This window comes from Micromonospora purpureochromogenes (genome assembly GCF_900091515.1).
Taxonomy (GTDB): domain Bacteria; phylum Actinomycetota; class Actinomycetes; order Mycobacteriales; family Micromonosporaceae; genus Micromonospora; species Micromonospora purpureochromogenes.
This window is the reverse complement of record NZ_LT607410.1, coordinates 1,724,675-1,747,864: the sequence shown is the minus strand read 5'-3', so window position 1 is coordinate 1,747,864 and position 23,190 is coordinate 1,724,675. Positions and strand designations below refer to the sequence as shown.

Below are 23,190 nucleotides of genomic sequence, written 5' to 3'. Positions count from 1 at the left end.
GACCGCGAGGGTCAGCGGTCAGCGGTGTGGCGGCGCCGGGTGTGGCCCGCGCACCGGCCCCCGGTCGGTGGACCGGTCGGCGACGGCGCGGAGGTCAGGTCAGGCGCGGCGGTGGGCGTCCCGGCCGGCCAGGGCTGGGCGCCGGACTCGCGGGCGGGCAACCAGGAGAAGGCCCCGCACGGCCGGCGCGGCGGCCACGTCGATCAGGGCATGCGTGAACATGTCGGCCAGGCTAGCGGCGGGCCGGTCGCCCCCGCGAGCGGTTTCCGGAACCGTCCGGGTCGTCGCCATCCGGCGGCCACCTGGCTGTTCGACTCGCCGAGTACCACCGACGTTGCGGCTGCGGGCCGGCGGGCTGTCGGCGGCTCGCCGGGCTACGGGCTACGGGCTACGGGCTACGGGCTACGGGCTACGGGCTACGGGCTACGGGGGGCAGCGTGCGCCCCCCAGTCTTCAGCGAGCGATATACCTCTGAGGCATATTTATGCCTCAGAGGTATATCGCTCAAGACTCATATGCCCTGGGACGGGCGACACGCCCGGCCGGCACCCACCAGCCGGGGTCACGGGGCGGCCGGACCCGCGAGGTCTCAGACGTCGACGGTGCGGCCCTCGGCGCGGGCGACCTCGGCGGCGGACAGGATCGCCACCACCTCCCGACCGAAGCGCACGTCGCAACGGTGGTCCCGGGTGCCGGCGTCGATCTCCTCGAGGAGCTGGTCGATCGCCGTGCCGAAGGCGGTGATGGCGTCGCCGTCGCCCGGCGGCACCGTCTCGGTGCCGTTCTCGCCGAAGAAGACGAAGTCGCGGGTCATCGCCTCACGAGGCGCGTCCAGGGTGAGCGAGATCCCGCTGGTGGCGCCGCCGACGTGGGTGAGCAGCAGGTGGACCAGGCCGCTCGGGCCGTTCATCGCCGCCACCCGGGTGACCCGCCCGAGCACCGGCAGGATGATCGACAGCGCGTGCGGACCGATGTCCCAGAGGGCGCCGTGCTCGATCCGCCACTGGGAGTCGCCGTACGGGCTGCCGGGCTGGTAGATCGAGGCGAACATGGTCGCCCGCGCGTGCTGCCAGCCGCCGGCCGCGGCGGTCGAGGCGAGGAAGCCGGTGACGTTCGGGTGGTAGCGCTGGGTGAAGAAGACGACCGAGGCCACCCCGGACTGCTGGGCGGCGGCGACCACCCGGTCGGCGTCGGCGAGGGTGAGCGCCAGCGGCTTGTCCAGCAGCAGGTGCCGGCCCGCGATGGCGGCGCGTACGGCGAGGTCCGCCTGGATGTCGGGCGGGAGCGCCACGGCGACCGCGTCACAGGCGTCCAGCAGCGCGTCGACGTCGCCGAACGCCGGTACGCCGTGCCGGTCGGCCAGTTGGGCGGCCCGCTCCGGGTTGCGTCCCCAGACCCCGACCAGTTCGGCGCGCGGGTGCGCGTCGATCGCGGCGGCGTGCGTCTCCGCCGCCCAGTGACCGGTGCCAAACAAGCCGAACCGCAGCACGAGTACCCCCGGTGTCGTCGTCCGCCACGGCGATGCCGTCGCGTGATCCAACCTAGTCGCCCCCGACCCGGAACGTACGGCCGACCTGGCCGAGCGACCGGGGCGAGGGCGATTACTACGCCGGTTAGTAGGCTGTGCCGGTGACCGAGACTCCGACGGTGTGCCCGCGATGACCAGCGCAGCCTCAGCCGGCTCGCCGGTGGACGGGATCCTCGCGACGGCAGCGATCGTGCTGTCGCTCGTACTCGCGCTCTGGAGCCTGGTGGCGGCGCTGCGCCACCGCGCGCCGGACCGGCTCCAGTTCGTCGGCCTGGCGGTGCTGGAGGTGGCGCTGCTCGCGCTGGCGGTGGCGGCGCTGGTCGCCCTCGGCGGCGGCGAGCGGCCGGGCGAGCCCGGCGCCTTCTTCGGCTACCTGGTGACGCTGGTCTGCCTGCCGCCGCTGGCGTGGGTGCTGGCCAGAATGGAGCCGACCCGCTGGGGCTCGGCGATCGTCTGCGCGGTCTGCCTGGTCACCCCGGTGGTCGTGGTCCGGCTCCAGCAGACCTGGGAGGTCCTCGGTGGTTGAGACCGGCACCGCCACGCAGGCCACGAACAAGGGTCCGGGTCGACTGCTGATCGCGGTCTACCTGCTCTTCGCGATCGCCGCGACCTCGCGGGCCGGGCTGCAGATCGCCACGAAGTTCGACGAGGCGCCGGTGGCGTACCTGCTCTCCGCGCTGGCCGCGGTGATCTACATCGTCGCCGCCGTCGGGCTGGCCCGCGCCGGTCACGCCGGCCGCCGGGTCGCGCTCGCCTGCTGCTCGGTGGAGCTGGTCGGGGTGGTCGGGGTGGGCGTGCTGAGCCTGGTCGACAAGGAACTCTTCCCGGACGAGACGGTCTGGTCCGGGTTCGGCAGCGGCTACGGCTACATCCCCCTCGTCCTGCCCATCCTCGGCCTCCTCTGGCTCTACCGCACCCGCAACACCCCCGCCTGAACCCCGGACACGCGCCCGCGGCCGCACTTTCCGGGAAAGAGTGGCCTCGGCAGCCGAAATGGCCACTCTTTCTCGGAAAGAGCGGCCATTCGCGGTGTGGGTGGGGTTAGTTCTTAGGGCCGCCGGCTACGTAGATGACCTGGCCGGAGACGAAGGAGGCGCCCTCGCTGGCGAGGAACGAGATGGTGTGGGCGATGTCCTCCGGGCGGCCGCAGCGGCGGACCGGGATCTCGGCGGCGGCGTGCTGCTGCAGCGCCTCGAAGTCGACCTTCATCCGGGCGGCGGTCGCGGCGGTCATGTCGGTGACGATGAAGCCCGGCGCGACCGCGTTGACCGTCACGCCGAACGGGCCCAGCTCGATGGCGAGCGTCTTGGTGAAGCCCTGGAGGCCGGCCTTGGCCGCCGAGTAGTTCGCCTGGCCCCGGTTGCCCAGCGCCGAGGTGCTGGAGAGGTTGACGATCCGGCCCCACTTCCGGTCGACCATGTGCTTCTGGGCGGCCTGGCTGAACAGGAACGCGCCCCGCAGGTGCACGCCCATCACCGTGTCCCAGTCGGCGTCGGTCATCTTGAACAGCAGGTTGTCGCGGAGCACGCCGGCGTTGTTGACCAGCACGGTCGGCCCGCCCAACTCGGCGGCGATCCGCTCGACGGCCGCCTCGACCTGGGCCCGGTCGGACACGTCGGCGCCGACCCCGAGCGCCCGGCCGCCGTCGGCGGCGATCGCGTCCACGGTCTCCTTCGTCGCCGACTCCTCGATGTCGACCACGGCGACGGCCATGCCGTCGGCGGCCAGCCGTCGGGCGGTGGCCGCGCCGATGCCGCGCGCGGCTCCGGTCACGATGGCGACGCGGGGCTCCTCCGACATGATTACCTCCCGGTAACTTGTGGGTCGATCGAAGGAGCTTAACCCAGGGGTACGCCCACCCGGACCGGCCCGCAGCGGCGGTCCGCGCCGCCGGACGCGGGCCGGCTCTGGAGAGCACATCGGACACCGCCGGGCCCGGCCGGCGGTCGGGCGGGAGGGTCAGATCTTCGCGGCCCGGCAGAGCCGGATCCAGCGGTAGCCGTAGCCGGCCAGCTTGAGGTTGTCCAGCTTGCCCACCTCGCCGTACCCCCGGTCGGCGAGGACGTCCGTCGGCAGGTCCGCCTCGGGGGCGAGCATGCTCAGGTCGACCTTGACGTCCTCGGTGCCCAGGTTGTGCAGGAAGACCATCGTCCCGGTCGGACCGTCGGCGCGGTGCGCCAGCACCCCGGCCGGCATCGGCACGTCGATGTGCGTCGTCGCGCCCGAGCCGATCTCGGAGGCCTCGCGCAGCGTACGGATCATCCGCTCGAACCAGGCCAGCAGCGACTTCGGGTCACGGCGCTGGGCGGTCACGTTGACCTTCTCGTAGCTGAACTCGCCCTTGTCGATCACCGGTCGGACCAGCTTCTCCGGGTCCGCCGTGGAGAACCCGGCGTTCGGCTTGAACGACCACTGCATCGGGGTACGGATGGACTCCCGGCCGGGCAGCGACAGGTCCTCGCCCATGCCGATCTCCTCGCCGTAGCGCAGCACCGGCGTGCCGCGCAGCGAGAACTGCAACGCGTACGCCAGCTCGATGCGGCGGCGGTCGTTGCCGAGCATCGGGGCCAGCCGACGCCGGATGCCCCGGTCGTAGATCCGCATGTCCTCGTCCGGGCCGAACTCGGCGTACACCTGGTTGCGCTGCTCGGCGGTGAGCCGGGAGAGGTCGATCTCGTCGTGGTTGCGCAGGAAGGTGGCCCACTGGCCGCCGGCGGGCAGCGCCGGGGTGTCCCGCAGCGCCTCGATCACCGACTCCGGGTCCCGCCGGGCCAGGGCCAGCATCAGCCGGCCGTTGAGCATGAAGTCGAAGAGCATGTGGATCCGGTTGCCGGAGCCGCCGCTGTCGCCGAAGAACGTGGGCAGCTGGTCCGGCTCGACGTTCGCCTCGGCCAGCAGGACCGCGTCGGCGCGGCGCCACTGCACGTGCTGGCGCAGCTCGGTGAGGAACTCGAAGTCCTTGGGCGAGTTGGGATTGCCGGGCTCGGTCAGCTCGATGATGAACGGCACCGCGTCCATCCGGAAACCGGAGACGCCGAGCTGGAGCCAGAACGACATCACCTTCTTGATCTCCGCGCGGACCTCCGGGTTGGCGAAGTTGAGGTCCGGCTGGAACTTGTAGAACCGGTGGTAGAACCAGGCCTTCGCGGTGCGGTCGTAGCTCCAGGTCTCGTTCTGCTCGCCGGGGAAGACCATGCCCTGGTGCCGGTCGTCCGGCTCGGTGTCGGACCAGACGTACCAGTCCCGGTAGCGCGAGTCGGGCGAGGAGCGGGCGGACTGGAACCAGGGGTGCTCGTCCGAGGTGTGGTTGACCACCAGGTCGATGATCACCCGGATGCCCCGGTTCTGCGCCTGGTGCAGCAGCTCGGCGAAGTCGCCGAGGGTCCCGAAGCGCGGGTCCACGTTGTAGAAGTCGGTGGCGTCGTAGCCGTCGTCCTTGTTGGGCGACGGGTGGATCGGGTGCAGCCACAGGCAGGTCACCCCGAGCCGGGCCAGGTAGTCCAGCCGGCCGATCAGCCCTCGGATGTCGCCGAACCCGTCGCCGTCGGAGTCCGCGTACGTGTCGATGTCGAGGCAGTAGACGACGGCCTCGGAGTACCACCTGTCACCCATGTCGACCTTATGTCTCCGATCGGCCGTCCCGGCAAACGCGGGGGCGGCGCCGTCGGCCGTCGGGACGGCGCCGTCGGGGCGGGTACGGTGCCGGGATGGGCGAGGACGAGACGCTGCGGGACGTCGACTGGACCGACGGCCGCTGGCTGCGCGAGCCGGTGCGGGTCGAGCGGACCGACGCGGGTGACCTGCTGGTGGAGCCGGGCGCGGAGAGCGACTTCTGGCGGCACACCAGCTACGGGTTCGTGCACGACGACGGGCCCGCCCTGCTCGCCCCGCTGCCCGGCGGCAGCGCCGTCGAGGTGAGCTTCCCGCTGGACTACGGCGAGCAGTTCGACCAGGCCGGGGTGCTGGTCCGGGTGGACGAACGGAACTGGGTCAAGGCCGGGGTGGAGGTCAGCGACGGCGAGCCGCAGCTCGGCGCGGTGGTCACCCGGGAGGTCTCCGACTGGTCGGTCGCGCCGGTGCCGGACTGGGCCGGGCGGGAGGTCACCGTCCGGGTCAGCCGGGACGGTGACGCCCTCACCGTCCGGGCCCGGGTGGACGACGAGCCGTGGCGGCTGGTCCGGCTCGCGCCGCTCGCCCCGGAGGCGACGGCGTCGGCCGGTCCGTTCTGCTGCTCGCCGACCCGGTCCGGGCTGACCGTCCGGTTCACCGGCTGGCGCCAGGGCCCGGCCGACCGGGAACTGCATCCTTCGACCTGACCCGCCACCCGCCTGCCACCGCCGCGCTCCGTCGCGACTTGCGGCGGGTCGCGGCGTCCCGGGCGCCGGATACCGCGACCCGCCGCAAGACGGGCAGGTCGGCGTGGGACCGGGCCTGAGCGGGTGGTCAGTGGGGCGGATCACCGGCAGGTGTGGGGGTCGGATGCGCGGGTACCACTGTCCGATCCCGGCAGCTCTCGGAAGGACGCCCATGGCTCTGGCCCAGAACGTCGACCCGAACCAGTTCACCGGGCTGACCGGCTGGGTGGCGAGCGTCATCGACTCGCTGGGCGCGGTCGGGGTCGCGCTGCTGGTGGCCCTGGAGAGCATCATCCCGCCGATCCCCAGCGAGGTCGTGCTGGCGATGGCCGGCTACCTCGCCAGTGCGGGCCGCTTCCACCTGGTGGTGATCGTGCTCGCCGCGACGGTCGGCTCGCTGCTGGGCGCGCTGGTGCTCTACTGGCTCGGCGCGGCGCTCGGCGAGGAGCGGCTCAAGCGCTGGCTGGACCACATCCCACTGGTGGACTCCGACGACCTGGAGAAGGCCGACCGCTGGTTCGAGCGGTACGGCCGGTGGGCGGTCCTGATCGGCCGGGTGGTGCCGGTGGTCCGCAGCCTGGTGTCGGTCCCGGCCGGGTCGAACCGGATACCGCTGGGCGAGTTCGTCCTGTTGACCACGCTGGGCAGCGGGGTGTGGAACACGCTGATCGTGGGGCTGGGCTACGCGCTCGGGTCGCGCTGGAAGGACGTCGACCGGTACAGCAACTGGTTCAACTACGCGATCTTCGCCGTCTTCGCCGTCATGATCGCGAGCTGGGTGGTGAAGAAGGTCCGCAAGCGGCGGGCGCGGCGCGACCGGCAGTCGGTGACCGCCGGTCGCTGACCGCGACGCCGCCGCTCAGTACTTCGCGGTGATCGAGGTGAACTCCCAGGTGTTCTGGGCGATCCCGGAGCAGTTGGAGACCACTCCCCCGCCTGGGCAGGGGCGGTCCCGGTTGACCGACCAGAAGGTGAAGCGGGACAGGCCGCGGGCCTTGGCCCAGTCCCGGATCTGCGTCCAGGTGGCCGGGGAGGTCAGCTCCTGCTGGTCCGAGAGGCCGTTCATGCCGGAGATGCCCATGTGCGCGTACGCGGTGGCGTCCGACCAGCCGAAGGCGGTCTTCAGCGCGTTCTTCAGGCCCTCCGCCGCGTTGACGGTGCTCTGGTACATGTTCGCGCCGCCGCCGAAGTCGAACGGCATGATGGTGAAGGTGTCGATGTTCGCGCCGAGCGCGGCGGCCCGGTTGATCAGCCGGGTGCCCCAGTAGTTCGGCCCGGTGGTCGAGGTGCCGAACGTGACGATCGTCTTGATCCCCGGGTTGTTCTGCTTGACGATCTTCAGGGCGCCGAGGATCCGGTCCTGCACCACCTCGTTCTCGAACTCGTCGCTGTTCTCGATGTCGATGTCGATCGCCTTCAGCCCGTACGCGTTGATCACCTGCTGGTACGCGCCGGCCAGGGCGGTCGCGGAGGAGCAGTTCGGGCCGAGCTTGTTGCCGCTCCACCCGCCGAAGGACGGGATCACGTCACCGCCAGCGGCCTTGATCGCGGCGATGGTGCTGGCGTGCGTGCCGCCGGTGAGCGGGCCGCTGCCGTCCCAGGCCGGGGTGCAGCCTCCGCCGGAGAGGACGAACGCGATGGTGAACCACTTGATCCCGGTCGCACCCATCACCGTCGACGGCGCGGGCGGGTCGCCCCAGCCCGGGTAGAGGTAGGGCGCGGCGGCCATCGGGGCGGTGGTGCAGCCGGTGGTGGTGGCGGAGACCGGCGCGGACTTCGCCGACTCGCCCGCCGAGTTGTACGCGGCCACGGTGTAGCTGTGCGCGGAGCAGGCGGCCAGCCCGCTGACCGTGGTCGAGGTGCCGGTGAGGGTGGCCCGGACGGTCGAGCCCTCGTACACCCGGTAGCCGGTGACCGTGCCGCCGACGGCGTTCCACGCCAGCGCGATCGAGGACGCGGTGGTGCCGGTGACCCGCAGGCCGCCGGGGGTGGCCGGGGCGGACGGGTTGCCGCCGCCTCCGCCGGTGCAGGAGCCACCGTTGACCGTGCAGTTGGTCGGGTCGCCGTTACCGCTGACCACGAAACCGAACGAGGTGCTGGCACCGGGGGCGAGGGTCCCGTTCCAGGACTGGTTCACCGCGGTGACGTGCTGACCGGAGGTGGTCAGCCGGGCGTCCCAGAAGGTGCCGAGCGAGCTGCCGGCGGGCAGGTCGAACTGCACGTTCCAGGAGCTGATGCTCGCCGAGCTGTCGTTGGTGACGGTGAACTTCGCCTCGTACCCGCTGCCCCAGCTGGAGGTGCGGACGAAGGCGGCGGTGGCGGCGGACGCGGCCGGTGGGGCCACGACGGTGGCCGCGACCAGGGCGGCGGCGAGCGCGACGACGAACGTCGCCGCGCGTGGGGAGCGGAGTTTCACGGTGGCCTCCAGGGACCTGTGGTGGGGGGACCGCCCGGGGGGTGGGCGGGCCGCCGGCCCGCAGGGGGCGGGTCGGTGGCGCGGGGAGGATCGGCCCGGCGCTGCGGTGGGCCGGCGGTGCGGACGGACCGGCCAGGGGTGGGCCGGGATGCGGACTGGCCGGCCGGGGGTGGGCCGGCGGTGCGGATGGACCGGCCAGGGGTGGGCCGGGATGCGGACGGACCGGCCGGGGGTGGGCCGGTGGTGCGGACAGCCCGGCTGGGGGGTGGGCCGGGTGCGGACCGGCCGGGTGGGCCGGGTGGTGCGGCGTGGCCGGCCCGCGGGACGGCGGACCGGCCGCGCCCGTCAGGGCAGGGTGGCCAGGTGCGGCTTGACGGTCCGGGCGAAACCGTTGCCGTTGCTGACGTCCCAGTTCACCGACCAGGTCATCGCGCCCCGGATGCCCGGGTAGGTGTGCGGCGGCCGGAAGCTGCCGCAGTTGGTGCCGCGGGCCAGGCAGTCCAGCGCCGCGTTGACCACGCTCGGCGCGACGATGCCACCGCCGGCGGCGCCCGGCCCGGCGGGCAGGCCCAGGCCGACCTGGTCGGGGCGCAGCCCCGCCTCCAGCTGGATGCAGGCGAGGGCGACGATGAAGTTCACCGTGCCCTGCGAGTACGCGGCGTTCTGGTCGCAACCGAGCATCACCCCGGAGTTGTAGAACTGGGTGTTGACCACGGTGAGGATGTCCCGGATGTCCAGCGCCAGCTTGAAGTAGCCGGTGCTGGGCGACTGCATGTCGATGGTCTGTGGTGCCATCGTGATGATCAGGCCGGCGCCGACCTTCGCCCGCAGGGCGCGCAGCGCCTGGGCCAGGTACGTCGGGTTGAGCCCGTTCTCCAGGTCGATGTCGACCCCGTCGAAGCCGTACCGCTGGATCAGCGCGTGGACGGTGTCGGCGAAGGCGGTGGCCGAGGTGGCGTCGTTGACCGCGACCCGGCCGGCCTCGCCGCCGACCGAGAGGATCACCTTCTGGCCGCGCGAGCGCAGGGTCTGCACGTCGGCGGTGAACTGCGCGTCGGTGTAGCCGCCCAGTGCGGCGGACAGTCCGGGGTCGACGGCGAACCCCACCGCGCCGGGCGTGGCGGTGGCCTCGCCGAAGGCGACGGCGACGATGTCGTACTCGGCGGGCACGTCGCGCAGTCGCAGCTCGACCGCGGGGTTGTCGAAGTTGTGCCAGTAGCCGGTGAGCAGGTGCTTCGGCAGCCCGCCGGTGGGCGGCGGCGTGGTCGGGGCCGGGGTGGTGGGCGACGGCGTCGGGGTGGTCGGCGTCGGGCTCGGCGGGGTGCTGCCGCCACCGCAGGACGCCCCGTTGAGCAGGCAGTTGGTCGGCGAGCCGGTCCCGGCGCCGAGGAAGCCGAACGACACCGAGGCGCCCGGGGCGACGGTGCCGTTCCAGGACCGGTTGGTGAAGGTGTACCGCTGGCCGAAGCTGGTGAGCAGCGCGTCCCAGTAGCTGCCGACGGTGGTCCCGGCGGGCAGGTCGAAGGAGACGGTCCAGCCCGAGATGGTGCTGCCGCCGCCGTTGGTGATCGTGTACTTCCCCTCCCAGCCGCTGCCCCAGTCGGAGGTCTTGACGAAGCTGGCGGTCGCCCCGGCCGCGTACGCGGGCAGCGCGACCCACGCCGCGCCGAGGGTCGCGACCAGCGCGGCTACCAGGGAGAGGAGCAGGGTTCTGGAACGCGTCATGCGACCCTCCGGACTGCGATCGATCCATGGATGTCGACGTGCGCGCTTATTATTAAGACTGTTAACTGATTCTGTCCAGAGTGGTCGCGACACCGATCGGGGCCCGCGTCGCCTCGACGCGGGCCCCGGGCGCGCTCAGCGCCGGAAGGTGAACCAGTTGACGTTGACGAAGTCGGCGCTCTGGCCGCTGCTGAAGGTCAGGTAGACGGCGTGCCGCCCGGTCGCCGCGGCGACGTTGCCGGGCACCGAGCGCCAGCTCTGCCAGCCGCCGGTGTTGGCGATGGCGAAGCTGCCGATCGGCGCGCTGGTCGGGCTGTCCAGGCGCACCTCGACCAGCCCGCTCACCCCGCCGGCCGCCCCGGAGGCCACCCGGGCGACGAAGTCGCGGGGCGGGGTCGCGCCGAAGTCGACGTTGTCGTAGCGGACCCAGTCACCGTTGCGCAGGGCGCCGATGTTCTGCCCGCCCTCGGCGCACGCCTCGACGATCACCCCGTTCTGCGCGGTGAACGCCTCGGCCTGGATCGTCCCGTACGCGTCGACGCCGCCGGACGGCGGCGGGGTGGTCGGCGGCGGCGTGGACGTGCCCCGCCGGTAGACCGCCACGTAGTCGACCAGCATCGACCGGCCGGAGACGGTCGAGGCGGTCGGCGTGGCGTAGCCGGCCACCCCGTTCGGGAACGAGCCACCCATCGCGACGTTGAGCAGCAGGAAGTAGCCGGCGTGGCCGGTCATCTGGGTCCAGTACGGCTCGCCGACCTGGTTCTGGCCGACGGTGTGGAACAGCTGCCCGTCGACGTACCAGCGCAGTTGCTGCGGGGCGACCGAGGCGTCCCACTCGAAGCGGTAGGTGTGGAAGGCGGACTGGCAGGTGCTGCCGGGGCAGGGCCGGGAGTTGCCCAGGCCGCTGAACTCGTTGCACGGGCCGCCCGGGGCGTACCCGCAGTGCAGCACGCCCCAGACCTGGTTCAGGCCGTTGACGTTCTCCATCACGTCGAACTCGCCGACGCCGGGCCAGTTCTGGTAGTTGCCGCGGTACGGCGAGCCGAGCGCCCAGAACGCCGGCCAGTACCCGGCGGCCTGCGCGCCGGTGACGTTGGGCATCTGGATGCGCCCCTCGATGGCGAGCACTCCCCCGGCGGCCGGCTTGAAGTCGGTGCGGATGGTCTCGATCCGGGCCGAGGTCCACCGGCCGGCGCCGTCGCGGACCGGGGTGATCCGCAGGTTGCCGGCGCCGTCGTGGGCGAGGTTGGTGGCACTGGCGGTGTACGTCTGGATCTCGCCGGTGCCCCAGTTGGCGGGGCCGCCCGGGTAGCTGGTGCCGGTGTCGATGATCCAGTTGGCCGAGGACGGCAGGGTGCCGGCGGAGCCGGTGAAGTCGTCGCTCCACATCAGGCTCCAGCCGGACGGGGGCGGCGGGACGGCGGCGTGCGCGGTCACGGTCACGCCGGTCAGTGCGGTGGTGGCGACGGCCAGCGCGACGGCCAGCGGGAGCCGTCGGCGCGACCGGGGTGGGCGGGGGGCGGCGGAGGCCGCCGGGGCAGGGTTCATCGGGGGGTGCCTCTCTGCGGGGACGGGTCGAGAGAGCGCTCTCTGACAGCGATTTGTACGCCGCCGGGCCGACAGATGTCAACGTTTGTCGATGGAGTCCCGCTGCGGCCGACGCAGCGCCACCTGCTCCAGCGCCGTCCACGCCGTGGTGGTCACCAGGTAGATCACCGCCGCCAGCGGCACCACCAGCGCCACCAGCACGGTCACGTACGGCAGCAGCGGGATCAGCCGGCCCAGCGTGGCCGCGCCCGGTCCCTCGATCGGCGTACCGGCCACGGTGCCGGTCGACGCCGCGGCGCGCTTCGCCCGCCGGGAGGAAAACCAGGCCAGGCCGGTCAGCGCCGCCAGCAGCAGGCCGAAGACCAGCACCACCGGGCCGGAGAGTCCGTCACCCAGGTGCCAGCCCAGCGGCACCCCGCCCAGCCGCTCGTCGAGCAGCCCGCCGCCGCCCTCACCGGTGGCGAAGAGCCGGTACATGACCAGGAAGAAGGGCGCCTGGAGCAGCGCCGGCAGGCAGCCGGCGACCGGATTGGCGCCGGCCCGCCGGTAGAGCCCGAACAGCTCGGACTGCAACCGCGCGGGGTCGTCGGCGTACCGCTGCTGGAGCTGGTGGACCTCGGGGGCGAGCGCCGCGCGGCGCCGCTCCCCACGGACCTGCGCCAGGGTGAGCGGCGAGATCAGCAGCCGGACGGCGATGGTGAACAGGACGATGGCGGCGGCGGTGGCCGCCCCGCCGGTCAGCGGCGCGAGCGCGTCGGAGAGCCAGGTGACGGCGGCGCCGGCGGCAGCCACCGCGTCGTGCACGGGTGAGAAGGCGAGCATGGAGTGACCCCTCGGTCCGATTCCGGATGTCCCCCGGCCGGGGCCGGCGGGACGGATGACGACGGAATCGGCCGGGCGGCGACGCGCGGGGTCAGCCCGCGACCGGGCGCCACCCGGCCGAGGGACGCCACCCCGGGGCCCGGGGACGGGGCCGGCCGGCCGCGTCCGGATCGACCTGGCGCGGCACCCGCCGGCGCCGGGCCCGCTCCCGCAGGCCCACCGCCCGCCGGCCACCCCGGGCCGGGCCGCCCACCCGGCGCGGACGCGCCGCCAGCAGCGTCGCGAGCAGCAGCGCGGCCACCACCGCCGCGCCGGCGAGAAGCTCCGCCGGACGCTGCCCGAGCAGCGTCAGCTCGGTGAGCGCGTACGCCCACAGACCCGTCACCGCCACCAGCAGACCCGGCACGCGACCAGCCTAGGGTCCGCCGTCCACTCCACCCGGCGGGATCGGCGACACGCCGCCCCGACGCGCCGGACCGGCGTTTTCCGTCGCCGCCACCCGGGGTAACCAGAGCCGCGACCGGCGCGGACGGACCGTGACCGGTGCGAACGGACGGTGGTGGCGATGACCAGCCAGGTGGCGGCGGCGAGCCAGGCAGCCCCGAACGGCACCGACCTGCTCACGGTGGGCGTCGAGGAGGAGTTCCTGCTCGTCGACCCGCACACCGGTGCCGCGGTGCCCGCCGTCGACCTGGTGATGGAGCAGGTGCCGGCGGAGCTGCGCGGCCAGGTGGAGCGGGAGTTCCAGACCAGCCAGATCGAGATCGGCAGCCCGCCCGGGCTGGAACTCCGGTCGATCCGCCACTCCCTCGGCGTGCTGCGGGCCGCGCTCGCCGACGCCGCCGAGCGGGCCGGCGTACGGCTGCTCGCCATCGGCACCGGCCCGGTCGACGGCCCGGTCCCGCCGGTGGTCGACAAGCCCCGCTTCGACCAGATGATCGAGCGGTTCCGGCTGCTGGTGCCGGGCCCCGGCAACAACGGCATGCACGTGCACGTCGGCGTCGGAGACCCGGAGACCGGCGTCCAGGTGCTCAACCACGTCCGCCCCTGGCTGCCCGTGCTGCACGCGGTGGCCACCAACTCCCCGTTCGCCCGGGGCACGGACACCGGCTACGCGAGCTGGCGCTCGGTCGAGTGGGAGCACTGGCCGTCGGTCGCCCCCACCCCGTTCCTGAGGTCGCACGAGCACTACCAGCGGCTGATCCGACAGCTCGTCGCCAGCGGCGTGATGCTCGACGAGGGGATGCTCTACTGGTACGCCCGGCTGTCGGCGAAGTATCCGACCGTGGAGATCCGCATCGGTGACGTCTGCCCGTCGGTGGACGACGCGGTGCTGGTCGCGGCCATGGTCCGGGCGATGGTGGCGACCGCGATGGCGGACATCGCCGAGGGCCGCCCCGCGGTCAACACCGACCACCACCTGCTGGTCGCCGCGCACTGGCGGGCCGCGCACGACGGGCTGGAGGGCGAGGGCGTCGACCTCACCAATGGCGAGCTGCGCCCGGCCTGGGCGCTGCTGGACGCCCTGGTCGATCGGGTGCGCCCGGCGCTGGAGAGCCACGGCGACCTCGCCGAGGTGACCGACCTGCTGGCCGGGCTGCGCCGGCACGGCAGCGGCGCCGCCCGGCAGCGGGCCGTCTTCGAGCGGACCGGCCGGCTGGAGGACGTGGTCGCGGACGTGGCGCGACAGACCCGCGGCTGATCTCCCACGTGGGAGACTGGTCACCGTGGCACAACGGCTGATCGTCATCGGCGGGGACGCCGCGGGCATGTCGGCGGCCTCCCAGGCCCGCCGCCGTCGGGGCCCCGACGACCTGGAGATCCTCGCGTTCGAGCGGGGGCACTTCACGTCGTACTCGGCGTGCGGCATCCCGTACTGGATCAGCGGGACGGTCGAGGAACGCGACGACCTGATCGTCCGCTCCCCCGCGACGTTCCGCGAAAAGCACCAGATCGACGTGCGGACCCGCACCGAGGTCACCGGCATCGACCTGGACCGCCGCGAGGTCGTCGCCCACGACCTGGACCGCGGCGGCGAGGTCCGCGAGCGGTTCGACACCCTGGTGTACGCCACCGGAGCGGTGCCGACGAAGCCCGACTGGGCCCGCGACGAGGTGGGCGGCGTCTTCGGGGTGCAGACCCTCGACGACGGCGCGGCGGTGCGCGACTGGCTGGACGCCGAGCCGAAGCCACGCCGGGCGGTGGTGGTCGGCGGCGGCTACATCGGGGTGGAGATGGCCGAGGCGCTGGTCCAGCGGGGGCTCTCGGTCACCCTCGTCGAGCAGGGCGAGCAGCCGATGTCCACCGTCGACCCGGACATGGCCGCCCTGGTGGCCACGGCGATGCGCGGCCTCGGCATCGAGATCCGCACCGGCGTCCGGGTGACCGGGATCGAGGAGCGCGACGGCCGGGTCGCCGCGGTGGTCACCGACGCCGGGTCGATGCCGACCGACCTCGTGGTCCTCGGCCTCGGGGTACGCGCGAACACCGCGCTCGCCGCGGCCGCCGGCCTGCCGGTGGGCACCACCGGCGGGATCCGCGTCGACCGGCGGATGCGGGTGCCGGGGATGCCCGACGTCTGGGCGGCCGGCGACTGCGTGGAGACGCTGCACCGGGTCAGCGGGATGGCCGTGCACGTCCCGCTCGGCACGCACGCCAACAAGCAGGGCCGGGTCGTCGGGATCAACATCGGCGGCGGGTACGCCACCTTCCCCGGCGTCATCGGCACCGCCGTGACCAAGGTCTGCGACCTGGAGGTGGGGCGTACCGGGCTGCGGGAGCGGGAAGCCGCGTCGGCCGGCTTCGAGTTCGTCACGGTGCGGGCCGAGTCGACCAGCCGGGCCGGCTACTACCCGGGAGCCCGCCCGATGACCGTCAAGCTGATCGCCGAGCGTCCCACCGGGCGGCTGCTCGGCGCCCAGATCGTCGGCCGCTCCGAGGCGGCCAAGCGGATCGACGCGCTGGCCGTGGCGCTCTGGAACGGCATGACCGTGGACGACATGACGGCGCTGGATCTCGGCTACGCCCCGCCGTACGCCCCGGTGTGGGACCCGGTGCTGATCGCCGCCCGCAAGGCGGTCGACGCACTGGCCAGCTGACCTCACCCTGTCGACTTCGGGTGCGGTTCTTGTCGCCCGGACGACAATCACCGCACCCGAAGTCCGGTGCCATGGCGGGGTGCGGATGCCGAGCGACGACGCGTCAGGGTTGGACTGGCTGCTGTTCACCCAGTCGGGGGTACTCACTTGGGGCAGGCGACCGGCGAGCTGAGCCCGTCGGCGGTGCGGCACCGCCTCGCCACGGGGCGCTGGCACCGGATCTGCCGAGGGCTGCTCCGGGTGGGCGACCCGCACGCGGCGTTCCACCGGGATCAGCAGTGGTGGGTGGCGGTGCTCGCCGCCGGGGAGGACGCCGTCCTCGCGGGACTGGCCGCGGCGCAGGCCGCGGGGCTGCGCGGCAACTGGCGGTACGAGGTCGTCGACGTGCTCGTGCCCCACGGCCGGCGGGCGGCGGACCTGCTGCGTCGGCTTCCACCGGGGCTACCGGCCGTCCGGGTCCGCCGCACCCGTGACCTGCCGGCCGAGGACCGCCAGCGCGGCCACCCCGACCGGACCGGGATGGCGCGTTCCCTGGTGGACGCGGCCGGGTGGGCCCGCACGGACGACCAGGCGCAGGAGATCCTGGCGGCCGGCTGCCAGCAGCGCCGGGCGACGCCGGACGAGATCGGCGTGGTGCTGGAGCGGATGCCACGGGCCCGTCGCCGGCTCCTGATCCGGCAGACCCTGCGGGACATCGTCGGCGGAGCCGAGGCGCTGTCGGAGATCGACCTGGTCCGGCTCTGCCGGCGGCACCGGCTACCCCTCCCCGAGGGGCAGGAACGGCGGCGCGACGCCGACGGGCGCGTGCGTTACCTGGACGCCTACTGGCGGCGATGGGGCCTGCACGTCGAGGTCGACGGCGGGCACCACATGGACGTCCGGCACTGGGCGGCGGACCTGCGTCGGCAGAACCAGATCTGGATCGAGGGCGACCGCATACTCCGGTTCACCGCCTTCGACGTCCGTCGCCGGCCCGACGAAGTGGCGGCCCAACTGCGCGCCGCGTTGACGGCCGCCGGTTGGCGCCCCTGATCGGTGCGGTGTGGGTGCGTTTCCTGTCGTCGGGGTGACAAGAAACGCACCCGAAGCCTGCATCACCCGGCCGGCGGAACGGGGTGGGTCCGGCACTGCCGGGGCGGGCAGGATGGCCGGGTGGAGATTCCGGAGGGGCTGGCGTGGGTGCGCCGCACGGCGGTCGGGCGGGACTGGCTGGCGACGCTGCCCCGGTGGCGGGACGAGTGCGCCGAGCGCTGGTCCCTGCGACTCGGGCCGCCCTTTCCGTACGCGTTCGCCTCCCTGGCGGTGCCCGCCACGCTGCCCGACGGCACCCCGGCGGTGCTCAAGCTCCAGTACCCGGACGAGGACAGCCGCTGCGAGGCCGACGCACTCGCGCACTGGGCCGGCGACGGGGCGGTACGCCTGCTCGCGCACGACCCGCGACGGCGGGCGCTGCTGGTCGAGCGGTGCCTGCCCGGCTCGCCGGTACACGAGCTGCCGCCCGACGAGGCGCTGGACGTCGTCGCCGGGCTGCTGCCCCGGCTGTGGCAACCGGCCGACGGGCCGTTCACCACGCTCGCCGAGGAGGCCGCCGGCTGGCGCGCGCGGCTGCCGGTGAACTGGGAGCGGGCCGGCCGGCCGTACGAGCGGCGGCTGCTCGACGTCGCGCTCGGCCGGCTCGCCGAACTCGTCGCCGACCAGGGCGAACAGGTGCTGGTCAACCAGGACCTGCACGCCGGCAACGTGCTGCGCGCGACCCGCGAGCCGTGGCTGGTGATCGACCCGAAGCCGCTGGTCGGCGAGCGGGAGTTCGGGGCGGTGCCGATCGTTCGCGGCCCCGAGCTGGGTCACTCGCCGGCGGCGCTGCGGCGGCGGCTCGACCGGCTCACCGGCGCGCTGGGGCTGGACCGGGACCGGGTCCGGGGCTGGGCGATCGCGCAGACGCTGGCCTGGAGCACGGACGGGGAGGTCGTCTTCCCGAACCAGGTCGAGTCGGTCCGCTGGCTCGTCGACGGCGACTGAGCCGGGCTCAACCGGCCTGGCAGGTGGCGCACCAGTAGAGGTTGCGGCCGGCCAGCGCGCCCCGGCGCACCGGGGTCGCGCAGACGTGGCAGGGGTCGCCGGGGCGGCGGTAGACGTACACCTCGCCGCCGTGCCGGTCGACGCGCGCCGGGCGGCCCATCGCCTCCGGCAGGTGCGCGTCGCGGACGGTGTCGATCCGGCCGCGGTCGACGGCCAGCGTCATCAGCTCGACCAGGTCGGCCCAGAGCGCGTCCCAGCCGGCCGGGGTCAGCTCCCGGCCGGGCAGCATCGGTGGCAGCCCCGCCCGGAACAGCGCCTCGGTGACGAAGATCAGCCCGGTGCCGGCCACCACCGACTGGTCCAGCAGCAGCGCGGCGAGCGGGGTGGGGCTGCGCCGGATCCGCACCCAGGCCCGGCGCGGGTCGGCGTCGGCGCGCAGCGGGTCCGGGCCGAGCCGGTCGCGCAGCGCGGCGACCTCGGGCGGGGTGAGCAGCTCGCAGGCGGTGGGGCCGCGCAGGTCGAGCCAGTGCCGGTCGCTGGCGAGCCGCAACCGGACCTGCCCGACCGGGGGCGGCGGCTCCCCCGGGCCGTCGGTGAATTTGCCGTACAGGCCGAGGTGCACGTGCAGGGTCAGCTCGCCGGCGTAGTGGTGCAGCAGGTGCTTGCCGTACGCCTCGGTGCCGTCGAGGACGGTGCCGGAGAGCCGGGCGGCGCCCTCGGCGAAGCGGCCCTGCGGGCTGGCGGCGATCACCTTGTCGCCGGCGAACAGCTCGGCGTGCCGGGCCGCCAGGCGGTGGATGGTGTGTCCCTCTGGCACGACGGCAACGGTAGCCCGGGTGTGGCGGATCGGGCCGCTGGGTACCACAGCGGTGATACGCGTGGCTGCCCACCGGCGCTTCCCGAGGCCTCCACGCATCGATCAGGAGGTGTTCGTGATGAAGATTCCTTCGCTGTCGCGCCGGACCGAGCCGGCGCCCACGACCGACCGTAACGGCGACGGGCACGTCGACGGACGCGACCGGAGCGCCACCGTCGACCCGGTCGACCGCCCGGCCGACCCGCCGGTGGTCAACGACCGGGACGCCGAGCCGACGACGTACCGCAGCAGCGCGCTGGCCACCGACGGCGAGCGCGACGCCGACGCGGAGCGCGCCGCGCTGGCCCGGGCGGCCACCGCCCGCTCCGAGACGACCCACGGCCCCTCCGGCCGGGTCGCCCCGATCGACGACGAGCCCCGGCGTACGACGTCGGACCGGCTCACCGGCGCGGACCCGGACACCCGGCCGGCCGCGCCCCTCGCCGACCCCACCGCCGAGCGGACGGTCGACCTGAACCGGGACGGTGTCCCCGATCGGGACGAGGCCCGCCGGGAGACCCCGGTGGTCGCCGGCCCGAAGCCGCGGGCCAGCCTGCTGGCCACCCTCGGCCTGATCGTCTCCGTGGTCGGCGCCCTGTTCGTGCTCACCGGCACCCTGGCCGGGTACGGCATCGCGGTCGGCGCGGCCGGCGCGGTGCTCTCCGTCCTCGGCCTGATGGCGACCCGACGGCGGCACGTCGCCGGCAAGACCGACGCGCTGATCGGCATCCTGCTCGGCCTCGCCGCCGTGGTGGTCGGGGTGGTCGCGATGACCGGCCAGTTCGACTGGCCGACCGCCGACGGCGAGTGGGTGTCCCGGTTCCGGGAGTGGCTCGACTCACAGTTTGTCGACCGGTTCTGACGGGCATCTTCCCGCTCGCCGGCGGTGCGCCGGTGACGCCCGATCAGTCTGGTGGTTCACCAGCCGGGCACGCATCCTTTCGGGGGCGGCGGTTCGCCGCCCCCGAAGCGCGTCCAGGGGGGCGTCACCTCCCGTTCCGGGGGTGGCGGCCCCTTCGTCATGCGGGGTTGTGGGCGAGAACGCAACAGATCACCGCGCGGACGACGCTAGACGCAATGTTTCGTCGGCGTACGCAAGCCTCGGCGGTGGATGTCGTCGACCGATGCCGCATACCGTTGACGGACGGCGCCAGCCCGTCGGCCGAGGTGGCCGGGCGCGCCCGACCCCCAGGAGCAGGACATGACGATGGACGCCATCAGCCAGCGCTTCCTGATGTGCCGGCCGACGTACTTCGCCGTCGACTACGCCATCAACCCGTGGATGGACCCGACCGCGCCGGTCGACGCCGACCTGGCGATCCGGCAGTGGGAGCAGCTGCGCCAGACCTACCTCGACCTGGGCCACTCCGTCGAGCTGATCGACCCGGTCGCCGGCCTGCCGGACATGGTCTTCGCCGCCAACGGCGGCACGGTGATCGACGACAGGGCCATGGCCGTGCAGTTCCGCGACCCGCAGCGCGCCGACGAGGCCCCCGCCTACCGCGCCTGGTTCGAGGCCGCCGGCTTCGAGATGTACGACCCGAAGCACGTCAACGAGGGCGAGGGCGACGTCCTGCTGGTCGGTGACTACCTGCTGGCCGGCACCGGCTTCCGCACCGCGCACGCCTCGCACGCGCAGCTGCAGGAGGTCTTCGGCTACCCGGTGATCACGATGCAGCTGGTCGACCCGCGCTTCTACCACCTGGACACCGCCCTGACCGTGCTCGACGAGCGGACCGTGGCGTACCTTCCGGAGGCGTTCTCTCCCGGCAGCCAGGCGGTGCTGCGCCGGCTCTTCCCGGACGCCGTGCACGCCACCATGGCCGACGCCGAGGTGCTGGGGCTGAACGCGGTCAGCGACGGCCGGCACGTGGTGCTGCCGGCGCAGGCCACCGACCTGGCCGCGAAGCTGCGCGACCGGGGTTACGAGACCATCGGCATCGACCTGTCCGAGCTGCGCAAGGCCGGCGGCGGACCGAAGTGCTGCACGTTGCGACTCCGTCAGGGAAAGGCGAGCAAGTGATCGAGGACATGCTGCGGACTCCGGCCGCGGTACGGGACGCGGAGAAGCACACCGCGCACAACTACCACCCGCTGCCGGTGGTGATCTCCTCCGCCGAGGGCGCCTGGCTCACCGACGTGGACGGCCGTCGCTACCTGGACTGCCTCGCCGGCTACTCGGCGCTGAACTTCGGCCACCGGCACCCGACGCTGATCCGCGCCGCGCACGAGCAGCTCGACAAGCTGACCCTCACCAGCCGCGCGTTCATCCACGACCAGTTCGCCGACTTCTGCAAGGAGCTGGCGGAGCTGTGCGGCAAGGACCTGGTCCTGCCGATGAACACCGGCGCCGAGGCGGTCGAGACCGGCGTCAAGGTCGCCCGCAAGTGGGGCTACCAGGTCAAGGGCGTCACCCCCGGCCAGGCCAACATCGTGGTCGCCGAGGGCAACTTCCACGGCCGGACGACCACCATCGTCAGCTTCTCCACCGACGAGGACGCGCGCGCCGACTTCGGGCCGTACACCCCGGGCTTCACGGTCGTCCCCTACGGCGACCTGGCCGCGCTGGCCGCCGCCATCGACGAGAACACCGTCGCCGTGCTGCTCGAGCCGATCCAGGGCGAGCAGGGCGTCGTGGTGCCGCCGGAGGGCTACCTGCCGGGCGTCCGCCAGGTCTGCACCGAGCGCAACGTGCTCTTCATCGCCGACGAGATCCAGTCCGGCCTCGGCCGGACCGGGCACACCTTCGCCTGCGACCACGAGGGCGTCGTGCCGGACATGTACCTGCTGGGCAAGGCGCTCGGCGGCGGCATCGTGCCGGTCTCCGCGGTCGCCGCGAACGCCGACGTGCTGGGGGTGCTGAAGCCGGGCCAGCACGGCTCGACCTTCGGCGGCAACCCGCTGGCCTGCGCGGTCGCCACCGAGGTGGTCCGGCTGCTGGCCACCGGCGAGTTCCAGCGCCGCTCCGCCGAGCTGGGCGTGCGGCTGCGCGCCGGCCTGGAGGGGCTGGTCGGCAAGGGTCTGGTCGCCGTCCGGGTCCGCGGCCTCTGGGCCGGGGTGGACATCGACCCGGCGCTGATGAGCGGCCGCCAGGCCTGCGAGCGGCTGATGGAGCGGGGCGTCCTGGCCAAGGACACCCACGGCTCCACCATCCGGCTGGCCCCGCCGCTGGTGATCACCGAGGAGGAGATCGACCACGCGGTGGCCCAGCTCGCCGCCGTGCTGGCCGGCTGACCTCGTACGCGCGAAGCGGGCGTCGGGACCACGGTCCCGACGCCCGCTCGTCGTTCGTCGGTCAGTTGCGGGGCAGGCGCATCGCCATGGTGGGCGCCTCGGCCATCACCGAGGTGGGGGTGAACGGGGCGCCGGTGGGCAGCTCGCGGGCGCGGCCGACCTGGACGCCCGGGTAGAGCTCGACCATGTCGGCGCCGCCGAGCACCCGGGACTGGTTCGGCGCGAGCGGGATCCGTTCCGCCTCGGTCATCGACCCGTGCGGGCGGATGCCGGAGCCGTTGGTGCTCACGTCGGTCACGATCACCTCGCCGACCCGCAGCTCCAGCTTGAGGTGGCTGCGGCTGATCCAGCGCCGGGCCTCGTCGTTGAGCCACTGGCCGAGCACGATCCCGCCGCCGGCCTCGGGCGCCCGCCCGATGAACACCGGCTGCTCCTCGGTGAGCACGAACCGCCGCCGGACCAGGCCACCGATCCGGACCGCCAGCACCTCGGTGCGGGGGCGCGGCCCGGCGTCACCGAGCCGGGCGCCGTGCCGGGGGCAGGTCGGCACCCCGTTGCGCAGCGCGGGTGGCGGCTGGCCGGCCGGCGCGCGCTCCACCCGGGCCAGGTCGGCGAAGGCGCCGCCGCCCCCGCCACCGCCGAAGAGGGCGCACCCCGGCTCCGGGCAGCGCCACTGCCGGGCCAGCAGCTTCGCCCCGACCGGTGAGCGGTCCCCCTCGACCGGGGTCGAGCCGCCGCCGACGTGCGCGACGAACACCGGGCCGCCGGCGCCGGGCACCGGCGCGAGCACCCGGCCCGGCTGTTCCACCAGCCACGGGAACCGGCCGCGCAGGCCGTCGAACCGGACCCGGGTGAGCACCGGCAGGCCGAGCAGGTCGGCCACCTCCAGCATCCGGTCGCCCGGGTTGTCCAGCACCTCGACCAGGCCGTCGTCGGCCCAGCGCCGGACCACCATCCGCTCGTTGGAGGTGAGGTCGGCGTCGGAGAGCAACGCCCGGTGCACCACGGCGTAGACCGGGACGCTGTCCTCCTCCAGCTCGCGGGAGAGGGCGTCGATCACCATGCCGAGCCGCAGCAGGCTGGCCGGCCGACCGCCGTCGAGGTCCTGGTAGCGGATCACCTCGGCCAGGTCGAGCACGGCCCGGGCCAGTGACGGGTCGGTGCAGACGCGCCCCTCGATGGCGTCCAGCACCTTGCTGATCTCGAATCTCATCGGGCGCTCCGGACGATGTCGTCGATCTGGCGCGCCAGCTCCACGTCCCGGTGGGTGACCCCACCGGCGGAGTGGGTGACGCAGCGGAAGGTCACGGTCCGCCACCGGATGTCGATGTCAGGGTGGTGGTCGAGTCGCTCGGCCACCACCGCCACCCGGTCGACCACGGCGATGGCGGCCGGGAAGCTGCCCAGCTCGACGGTGCGGCTGATCTGGGTCGGGTCGCCCGACCAGTCCGCCAGCCCGCCCAGCTTCTCTCGCACCGCCTCGGCGGTGAGCAGGTCTGTCATGGCCCGACCCTACCGGCACCGGCCTGGGCGGGCCGGACGCGCCGGAGGCGGGTCGGCGCCGGTTGACCGGGCGTGCCGGATCGGGC

23 protein-coding genes are annotated in these 23,190 nt (G+C 73.7%); 11 read left to right on the top strand and 12 right to left on the bottom strand.

Annotation, left to right across the window (positions count from 1 at the left end):
- Nucleotides 1-99: 99 nt before the first annotated feature.
- Together GA0074696_RS32220 and GA0074696_RS08200 are read right to left on the bottom strand one after the other, a co-directional pair.
- Nucleotides 100-222 carry a hypothetical protein gene (locus tag GA0074696_RS32220; protein WP_255540576.1) on the bottom strand — a complete coding sequence of 41 codons (123 nt, stop codon included), beginning with the start codon at nucleotides 220-222 and terminating at the stop codon, nucleotides 100-102.
- Nucleotides 223-589: 367 nt separating this feature from the next.
- A complete protein-coding gene (locus GA0074696_RS08200) occupies nucleotides 590-1,489 on the bottom strand; it encodes a Gfo/Idh/MocA family protein (protein ID WP_172894226.1) in 900 nt (299 codons plus the stop codon).
- A gap of 169 nt (nucleotides 1,490-1,658) precedes the next feature.
- Here GA0074696_RS08200 and GA0074696_RS08195 point away from each other — a divergent pair, with 169 nt between their 5' ends.
- Together GA0074696_RS08195 and GA0074696_RS08190 are read left to right on the top strand one after the other, a co-directional pair.
- The gene (locus tag GA0074696_RS08195; RefSeq protein ID WP_088960525.1) at nucleotides 1,659-2,054 is read left to right on the top strand and encodes a hypothetical protein; all 396 of its coding nucleotides are present in this window, start codon (nucleotides 1,659-1,661) and stop codon (nucleotides 2,052-2,054) included.
- Nucleotides 2,047-2,463, top strand: a complete 417-nt coding sequence (locus GA0074696_RS08190) for a hypothetical protein (protein WP_088960524.1) — start codon at nucleotides 2,047-2,049, stop codon at nucleotides 2,461-2,463. The genes GA0074696_RS08195 and GA0074696_RS08190 overlap by 8 nt, the downstream gene beginning before the upstream one ends.
- 106 nt (nucleotides 2,464-2,569) lie before the next feature.
- Here the strand turns inward: GA0074696_RS08190 and fabG are convergent, their stop codons facing one another.
- Complete coding sequence (gene fabG, locus GA0074696_RS08185) at nucleotides 2,570-3,328, bottom strand: 3-oxoacyl-ACP reductase FabG (RefSeq protein WP_088960523.1); 759 nt, start codon at nucleotides 3,326-3,328, stop codon at nucleotides 2,570-2,572.
- Between the two features lie 159 nt (nucleotides 3,329-3,487).
- Nucleotides 3,488-5,140 (bottom strand): alpha-amylase family protein, encoded by a 1,653-nt coding sequence (locus GA0074696_RS08180; protein ID WP_088960522.1) that lies wholly within the window; start codon nucleotides 5,138-5,140, stop codon nucleotides 3,488-3,490.
- Between the two features lie 95 nt (nucleotides 5,141-5,235).
- Between GA0074696_RS08180 and GA0074696_RS08175 the strand changes: the two genes are divergently transcribed.
- Together GA0074696_RS08175 and GA0074696_RS08170 are read left to right on the top strand one after the other, a co-directional pair.
- Entirely contained in the window at nucleotides 5,236-5,844 is a 609-nt protein-coding gene (locus GA0074696_RS08175; protein WP_088960521.1) for a DUF1349 domain-containing protein, read from the top strand.
- Between the two features lie 211 nt (nucleotides 5,845-6,055).
- Complete coding sequence (locus tag GA0074696_RS08170) at nucleotides 6,056-6,727, top strand: DedA family protein (protein ID WP_088960520.1); 672 nt, start codon at nucleotides 6,056-6,058, stop codon at nucleotides 6,725-6,727.
- Between the two features lie 15 nt (nucleotides 6,728-6,742).
- Here the strand turns inward: GA0074696_RS08170 and GA0074696_RS08165 are convergent, their stop codons facing one another.
- From GA0074696_RS08165 to GA0074696_RS08145, 5 genes are all read right to left on the bottom strand, one after another.
- The gene (locus GA0074696_RS08165; protein WP_088960519.1) at nucleotides 6,743-8,299 is read right to left on the bottom strand and encodes a cellulose binding domain-containing protein; all 1,557 of its coding nucleotides are present in this window, start codon (nucleotides 8,297-8,299) and stop codon (nucleotides 6,743-6,745) included.
- 345 nt (nucleotides 8,300-8,644) lie between these two features.
- Nucleotides 8,645-10,024: a chitinase gene (locus tag GA0074696_RS08160; RefSeq protein WP_088960518.1), complete on the bottom strand. Its 1,380-nt coding sequence runs from the start codon at nucleotides 10,022-10,024 to the stop codon at nucleotides 8,645-8,647.
- A 135-nt stretch (nucleotides 10,025-10,159) separates the two neighbouring features.
- The gene (locus GA0074696_RS08155) at nucleotides 10,160-11,572 is read right to left on the bottom strand and encodes a carbohydrate-binding protein (RefSeq protein WP_088960517.1); all 1,413 of its coding nucleotides are present in this window, start codon (nucleotides 11,570-11,572) and stop codon (nucleotides 10,160-10,162) included.
- A gap of 78 nt (nucleotides 11,573-11,650) precedes the next feature.
- Entirely contained in the window at nucleotides 11,651-12,394 is a 744-nt protein-coding gene (locus tag GA0074696_RS08150; protein ID WP_088960516.1) for a YidC/Oxa1 family membrane protein insertase, read from the bottom strand.
- Between the two features lie 91 nt (nucleotides 12,395-12,485).
- On the bottom strand, nucleotides 12,486-12,800 hold the full coding sequence (locus GA0074696_RS08145; protein WP_231925303.1) for a DUF6412 domain-containing protein: 315 nt from the start codon (nucleotides 12,798-12,800) through the stop codon (nucleotides 12,486-12,488).
- A gap of 159 nt (nucleotides 12,801-12,959) precedes the next feature.
- On the opposite strand from GA0074696_RS08145, the gene GA0074696_RS08140 reads away from it, so the two are divergent.
- The 4 genes from GA0074696_RS08140 (at nucleotide 12,960) to GA0074696_RS32215 (ending at nucleotide 17,511) form a co-directional block, all read left to right on the top strand.
- Entirely contained in the window at nucleotides 12,960-14,096 is a 1,137-nt protein-coding gene (locus GA0074696_RS08140) for a carboxylate-amine ligase (protein ID WP_088964436.1), read from the top strand.
- Between the two features lie 25 nt (nucleotides 14,097-14,121).
- The gene (locus GA0074696_RS08135) at nucleotides 14,122-15,492 is read left to right on the top strand and encodes an FAD-dependent oxidoreductase (RefSeq protein ID WP_088960515.1); all 1,371 of its coding nucleotides are present in this window, start codon (nucleotides 14,122-14,124) and stop codon (nucleotides 15,490-15,492) included.
- Between the two features lie 147 nt (nucleotides 15,493-15,639).
- Nucleotides 15,640-16,524 carry an endonuclease domain-containing protein gene (locus GA0074696_RS08130; protein WP_231925302.1) on the top strand — a complete coding sequence of 295 codons (885 nt, stop codon included), beginning with the start codon at nucleotides 15,640-15,642 and terminating at the stop codon, nucleotides 16,522-16,524.
- Between the two features lie 120 nt (nucleotides 16,525-16,644).
- Nucleotides 16,645-17,511 (top strand): aminoglycoside phosphotransferase family protein, encoded by an 867-nt coding sequence (locus GA0074696_RS32215; protein WP_088960514.1) that lies wholly within the window; start codon nucleotides 16,645-16,647, stop codon nucleotides 17,509-17,511.
- Nucleotides 17,512-17,518: 7 nt separating this feature from the next.
- Here the strand turns inward: GA0074696_RS32215 and GA0074696_RS08120 are convergent, their stop codons facing one another.
- Nucleotides 17,519-18,328 (bottom strand): Fpg/Nei family DNA glycosylase, encoded by an 810-nt coding sequence (locus GA0074696_RS08120; protein WP_088960513.1) that lies wholly within the window; start codon nucleotides 18,326-18,328, stop codon nucleotides 17,519-17,521.
- Between the two features lie 118 nt (nucleotides 18,329-18,446).
- Here GA0074696_RS08120 and GA0074696_RS08115 point away from each other — a divergent pair, with 118 nt between their 5' ends.
- The 3 genes from GA0074696_RS08115 to rocD all read left to right on the top strand — a co-directional run bounded on the left by GA0074696_RS08115 (nucleotide 18,447) and on the right by rocD (nucleotide 21,601).
- Nucleotides 18,447-19,229, top strand: a complete 783-nt coding sequence (locus GA0074696_RS08115) for a DUF4190 domain-containing protein (RefSeq protein ID WP_088964435.1) — start codon at nucleotides 18,447-18,449, stop codon at nucleotides 19,227-19,229.
- Between the two features lie 345 nt (nucleotides 19,230-19,574).
- The gene (ddaH, locus tag GA0074696_RS08110; RefSeq protein ID WP_172894560.1) at nucleotides 19,575-20,390 is read left to right on the top strand and encodes a dimethylargininase; all 816 of its coding nucleotides are present in this window, start codon (nucleotides 19,575-19,577) and stop codon (nucleotides 20,388-20,390) included.
- The gene (gene rocD, locus GA0074696_RS08105) at nucleotides 20,387-21,601 is read left to right on the top strand and encodes an ornithine--oxo-acid transaminase (RefSeq protein WP_172894224.1); all 1,215 of its coding nucleotides are present in this window, start codon (nucleotides 20,387-20,389) and stop codon (nucleotides 21,599-21,601) included. Before ddaH ends, rocD begins: the two co-directional genes overlap by 4 nt.
- 61 nt (nucleotides 21,602-21,662) lie before the next feature.
- Here the strand turns inward: rocD and GA0074696_RS08100 are convergent, their stop codons facing one another.
- The gene (locus tag GA0074696_RS08100) at nucleotides 21,663-22,814 is read right to left on the bottom strand and encodes an FHA domain-containing protein (protein ID WP_197700822.1); all 1,152 of its coding nucleotides are present in this window, start codon (nucleotides 22,812-22,814) and stop codon (nucleotides 21,663-21,665) included.
- Entirely contained in the window at nucleotides 22,811-23,104 is a 294-nt protein-coding gene (locus GA0074696_RS31340; protein ID WP_197700821.1) for a 4a-hydroxytetrahydrobiopterin dehydratase, read from the bottom strand. Before GA0074696_RS31340 ends, GA0074696_RS08100 begins: the two co-directional genes overlap by 4 nt.
- Between the last annotated feature and the right edge of the window lie 86 nt (nucleotides 23,105-23,190).

Excerpts from the sequence above, each read along its gene's own strand:
- GA0074696_RS08155 (WP_088960517.1), bottom strand. The coding sequence starts at position 11,572 with ATGAACCCTGCCCCGGCGGCCTCCGCCGCCCCCCGCCCACCCCGGTCG.
- GA0074696_RS08150 (WP_088960516.1), bottom strand. The coding sequence starts at position 12,394 with ATGCTCGCCTTCTCACCCGTGCACGACGCGGTGGCTGCCGCCGGCGCC.
- GA0074696_RS08160 (WP_088960518.1), bottom strand. The coding sequence starts at position 10,024 with ATGACGCGTTCCAGAACCCTGCTCCTCTCCCTGGTAGCCGCGCTGGTC.
- GA0074696_RS08115 (WP_088964435.1), top strand. The coding sequence starts at position 18,447 with ATGAAGATTCCTTCGCTGTCGCGCCGGACCGAGCCGGCGCCCACGACC.
- GA0074696_RS08170 (WP_088960520.1), top strand. The coding sequence starts at position 6,056 with ATGGCTCTGGCCCAGAACGTCGACCCGAACCAGTTCACCGGGCTGACC.
- GA0074696_RS08140 (WP_088964436.1), top strand. The coding sequence starts at position 12,960 with ATGACCAGCCAGGTGGCGGCGGCGAGCCAGGCAGCCCCGAACGGCACC.
- GA0074696_RS08100 (WP_197700822.1), bottom strand. The coding sequence starts at position 22,814 with ATGAGATTCGAGATCAGCAAGGTGCTGGACGCCATCGAGGGGCGCGTC.
- GA0074696_RS08195 (WP_088960525.1), top strand. The coding sequence starts at position 1,659 with ATGACCAGCGCAGCCTCAGCCGGCTCGCCGGTGGACGGGATCCTCGCG.
- GA0074696_RS32220 (WP_255540576.1), bottom strand. The coding sequence starts at position 222 with ATGTTCACGCATGCCCTGATCGACGTGGCCGCCGCGCCGGCCGTGCGG.
- fabG (WP_088960523.1), bottom strand. The coding sequence starts at position 3,328 with ATGTCGGAGGAGCCCCGCGTCGCCATCGTGACCGGAGCCGCGCGCGGC.
- ddaH (WP_172894560.1), top strand. The coding sequence starts at position 19,575 with ATGGACGCCATCAGCCAGCGCTTCCTGATGTGCCGGCCGACGTACTTC.
- GA0074696_RS08175 (WP_088960521.1), top strand. The coding sequence starts at position 5,236 with ATGGGCGAGGACGAGACGCTGCGGGACGTCGACTGGACCGACGGCCGC.
- GA0074696_RS31340 (WP_197700821.1), bottom strand. The coding sequence starts at position 23,104 with ATGACAGACCTGCTCACCGCCGAGGCGGTGCGAGAGAAGCTGGGCGGG.
- GA0074696_RS08180 (WP_088960522.1), bottom strand. The coding sequence starts at position 5,140 with ATGGGTGACAGGTGGTACTCCGAGGCCGTCGTCTACTGCCTCGACATC.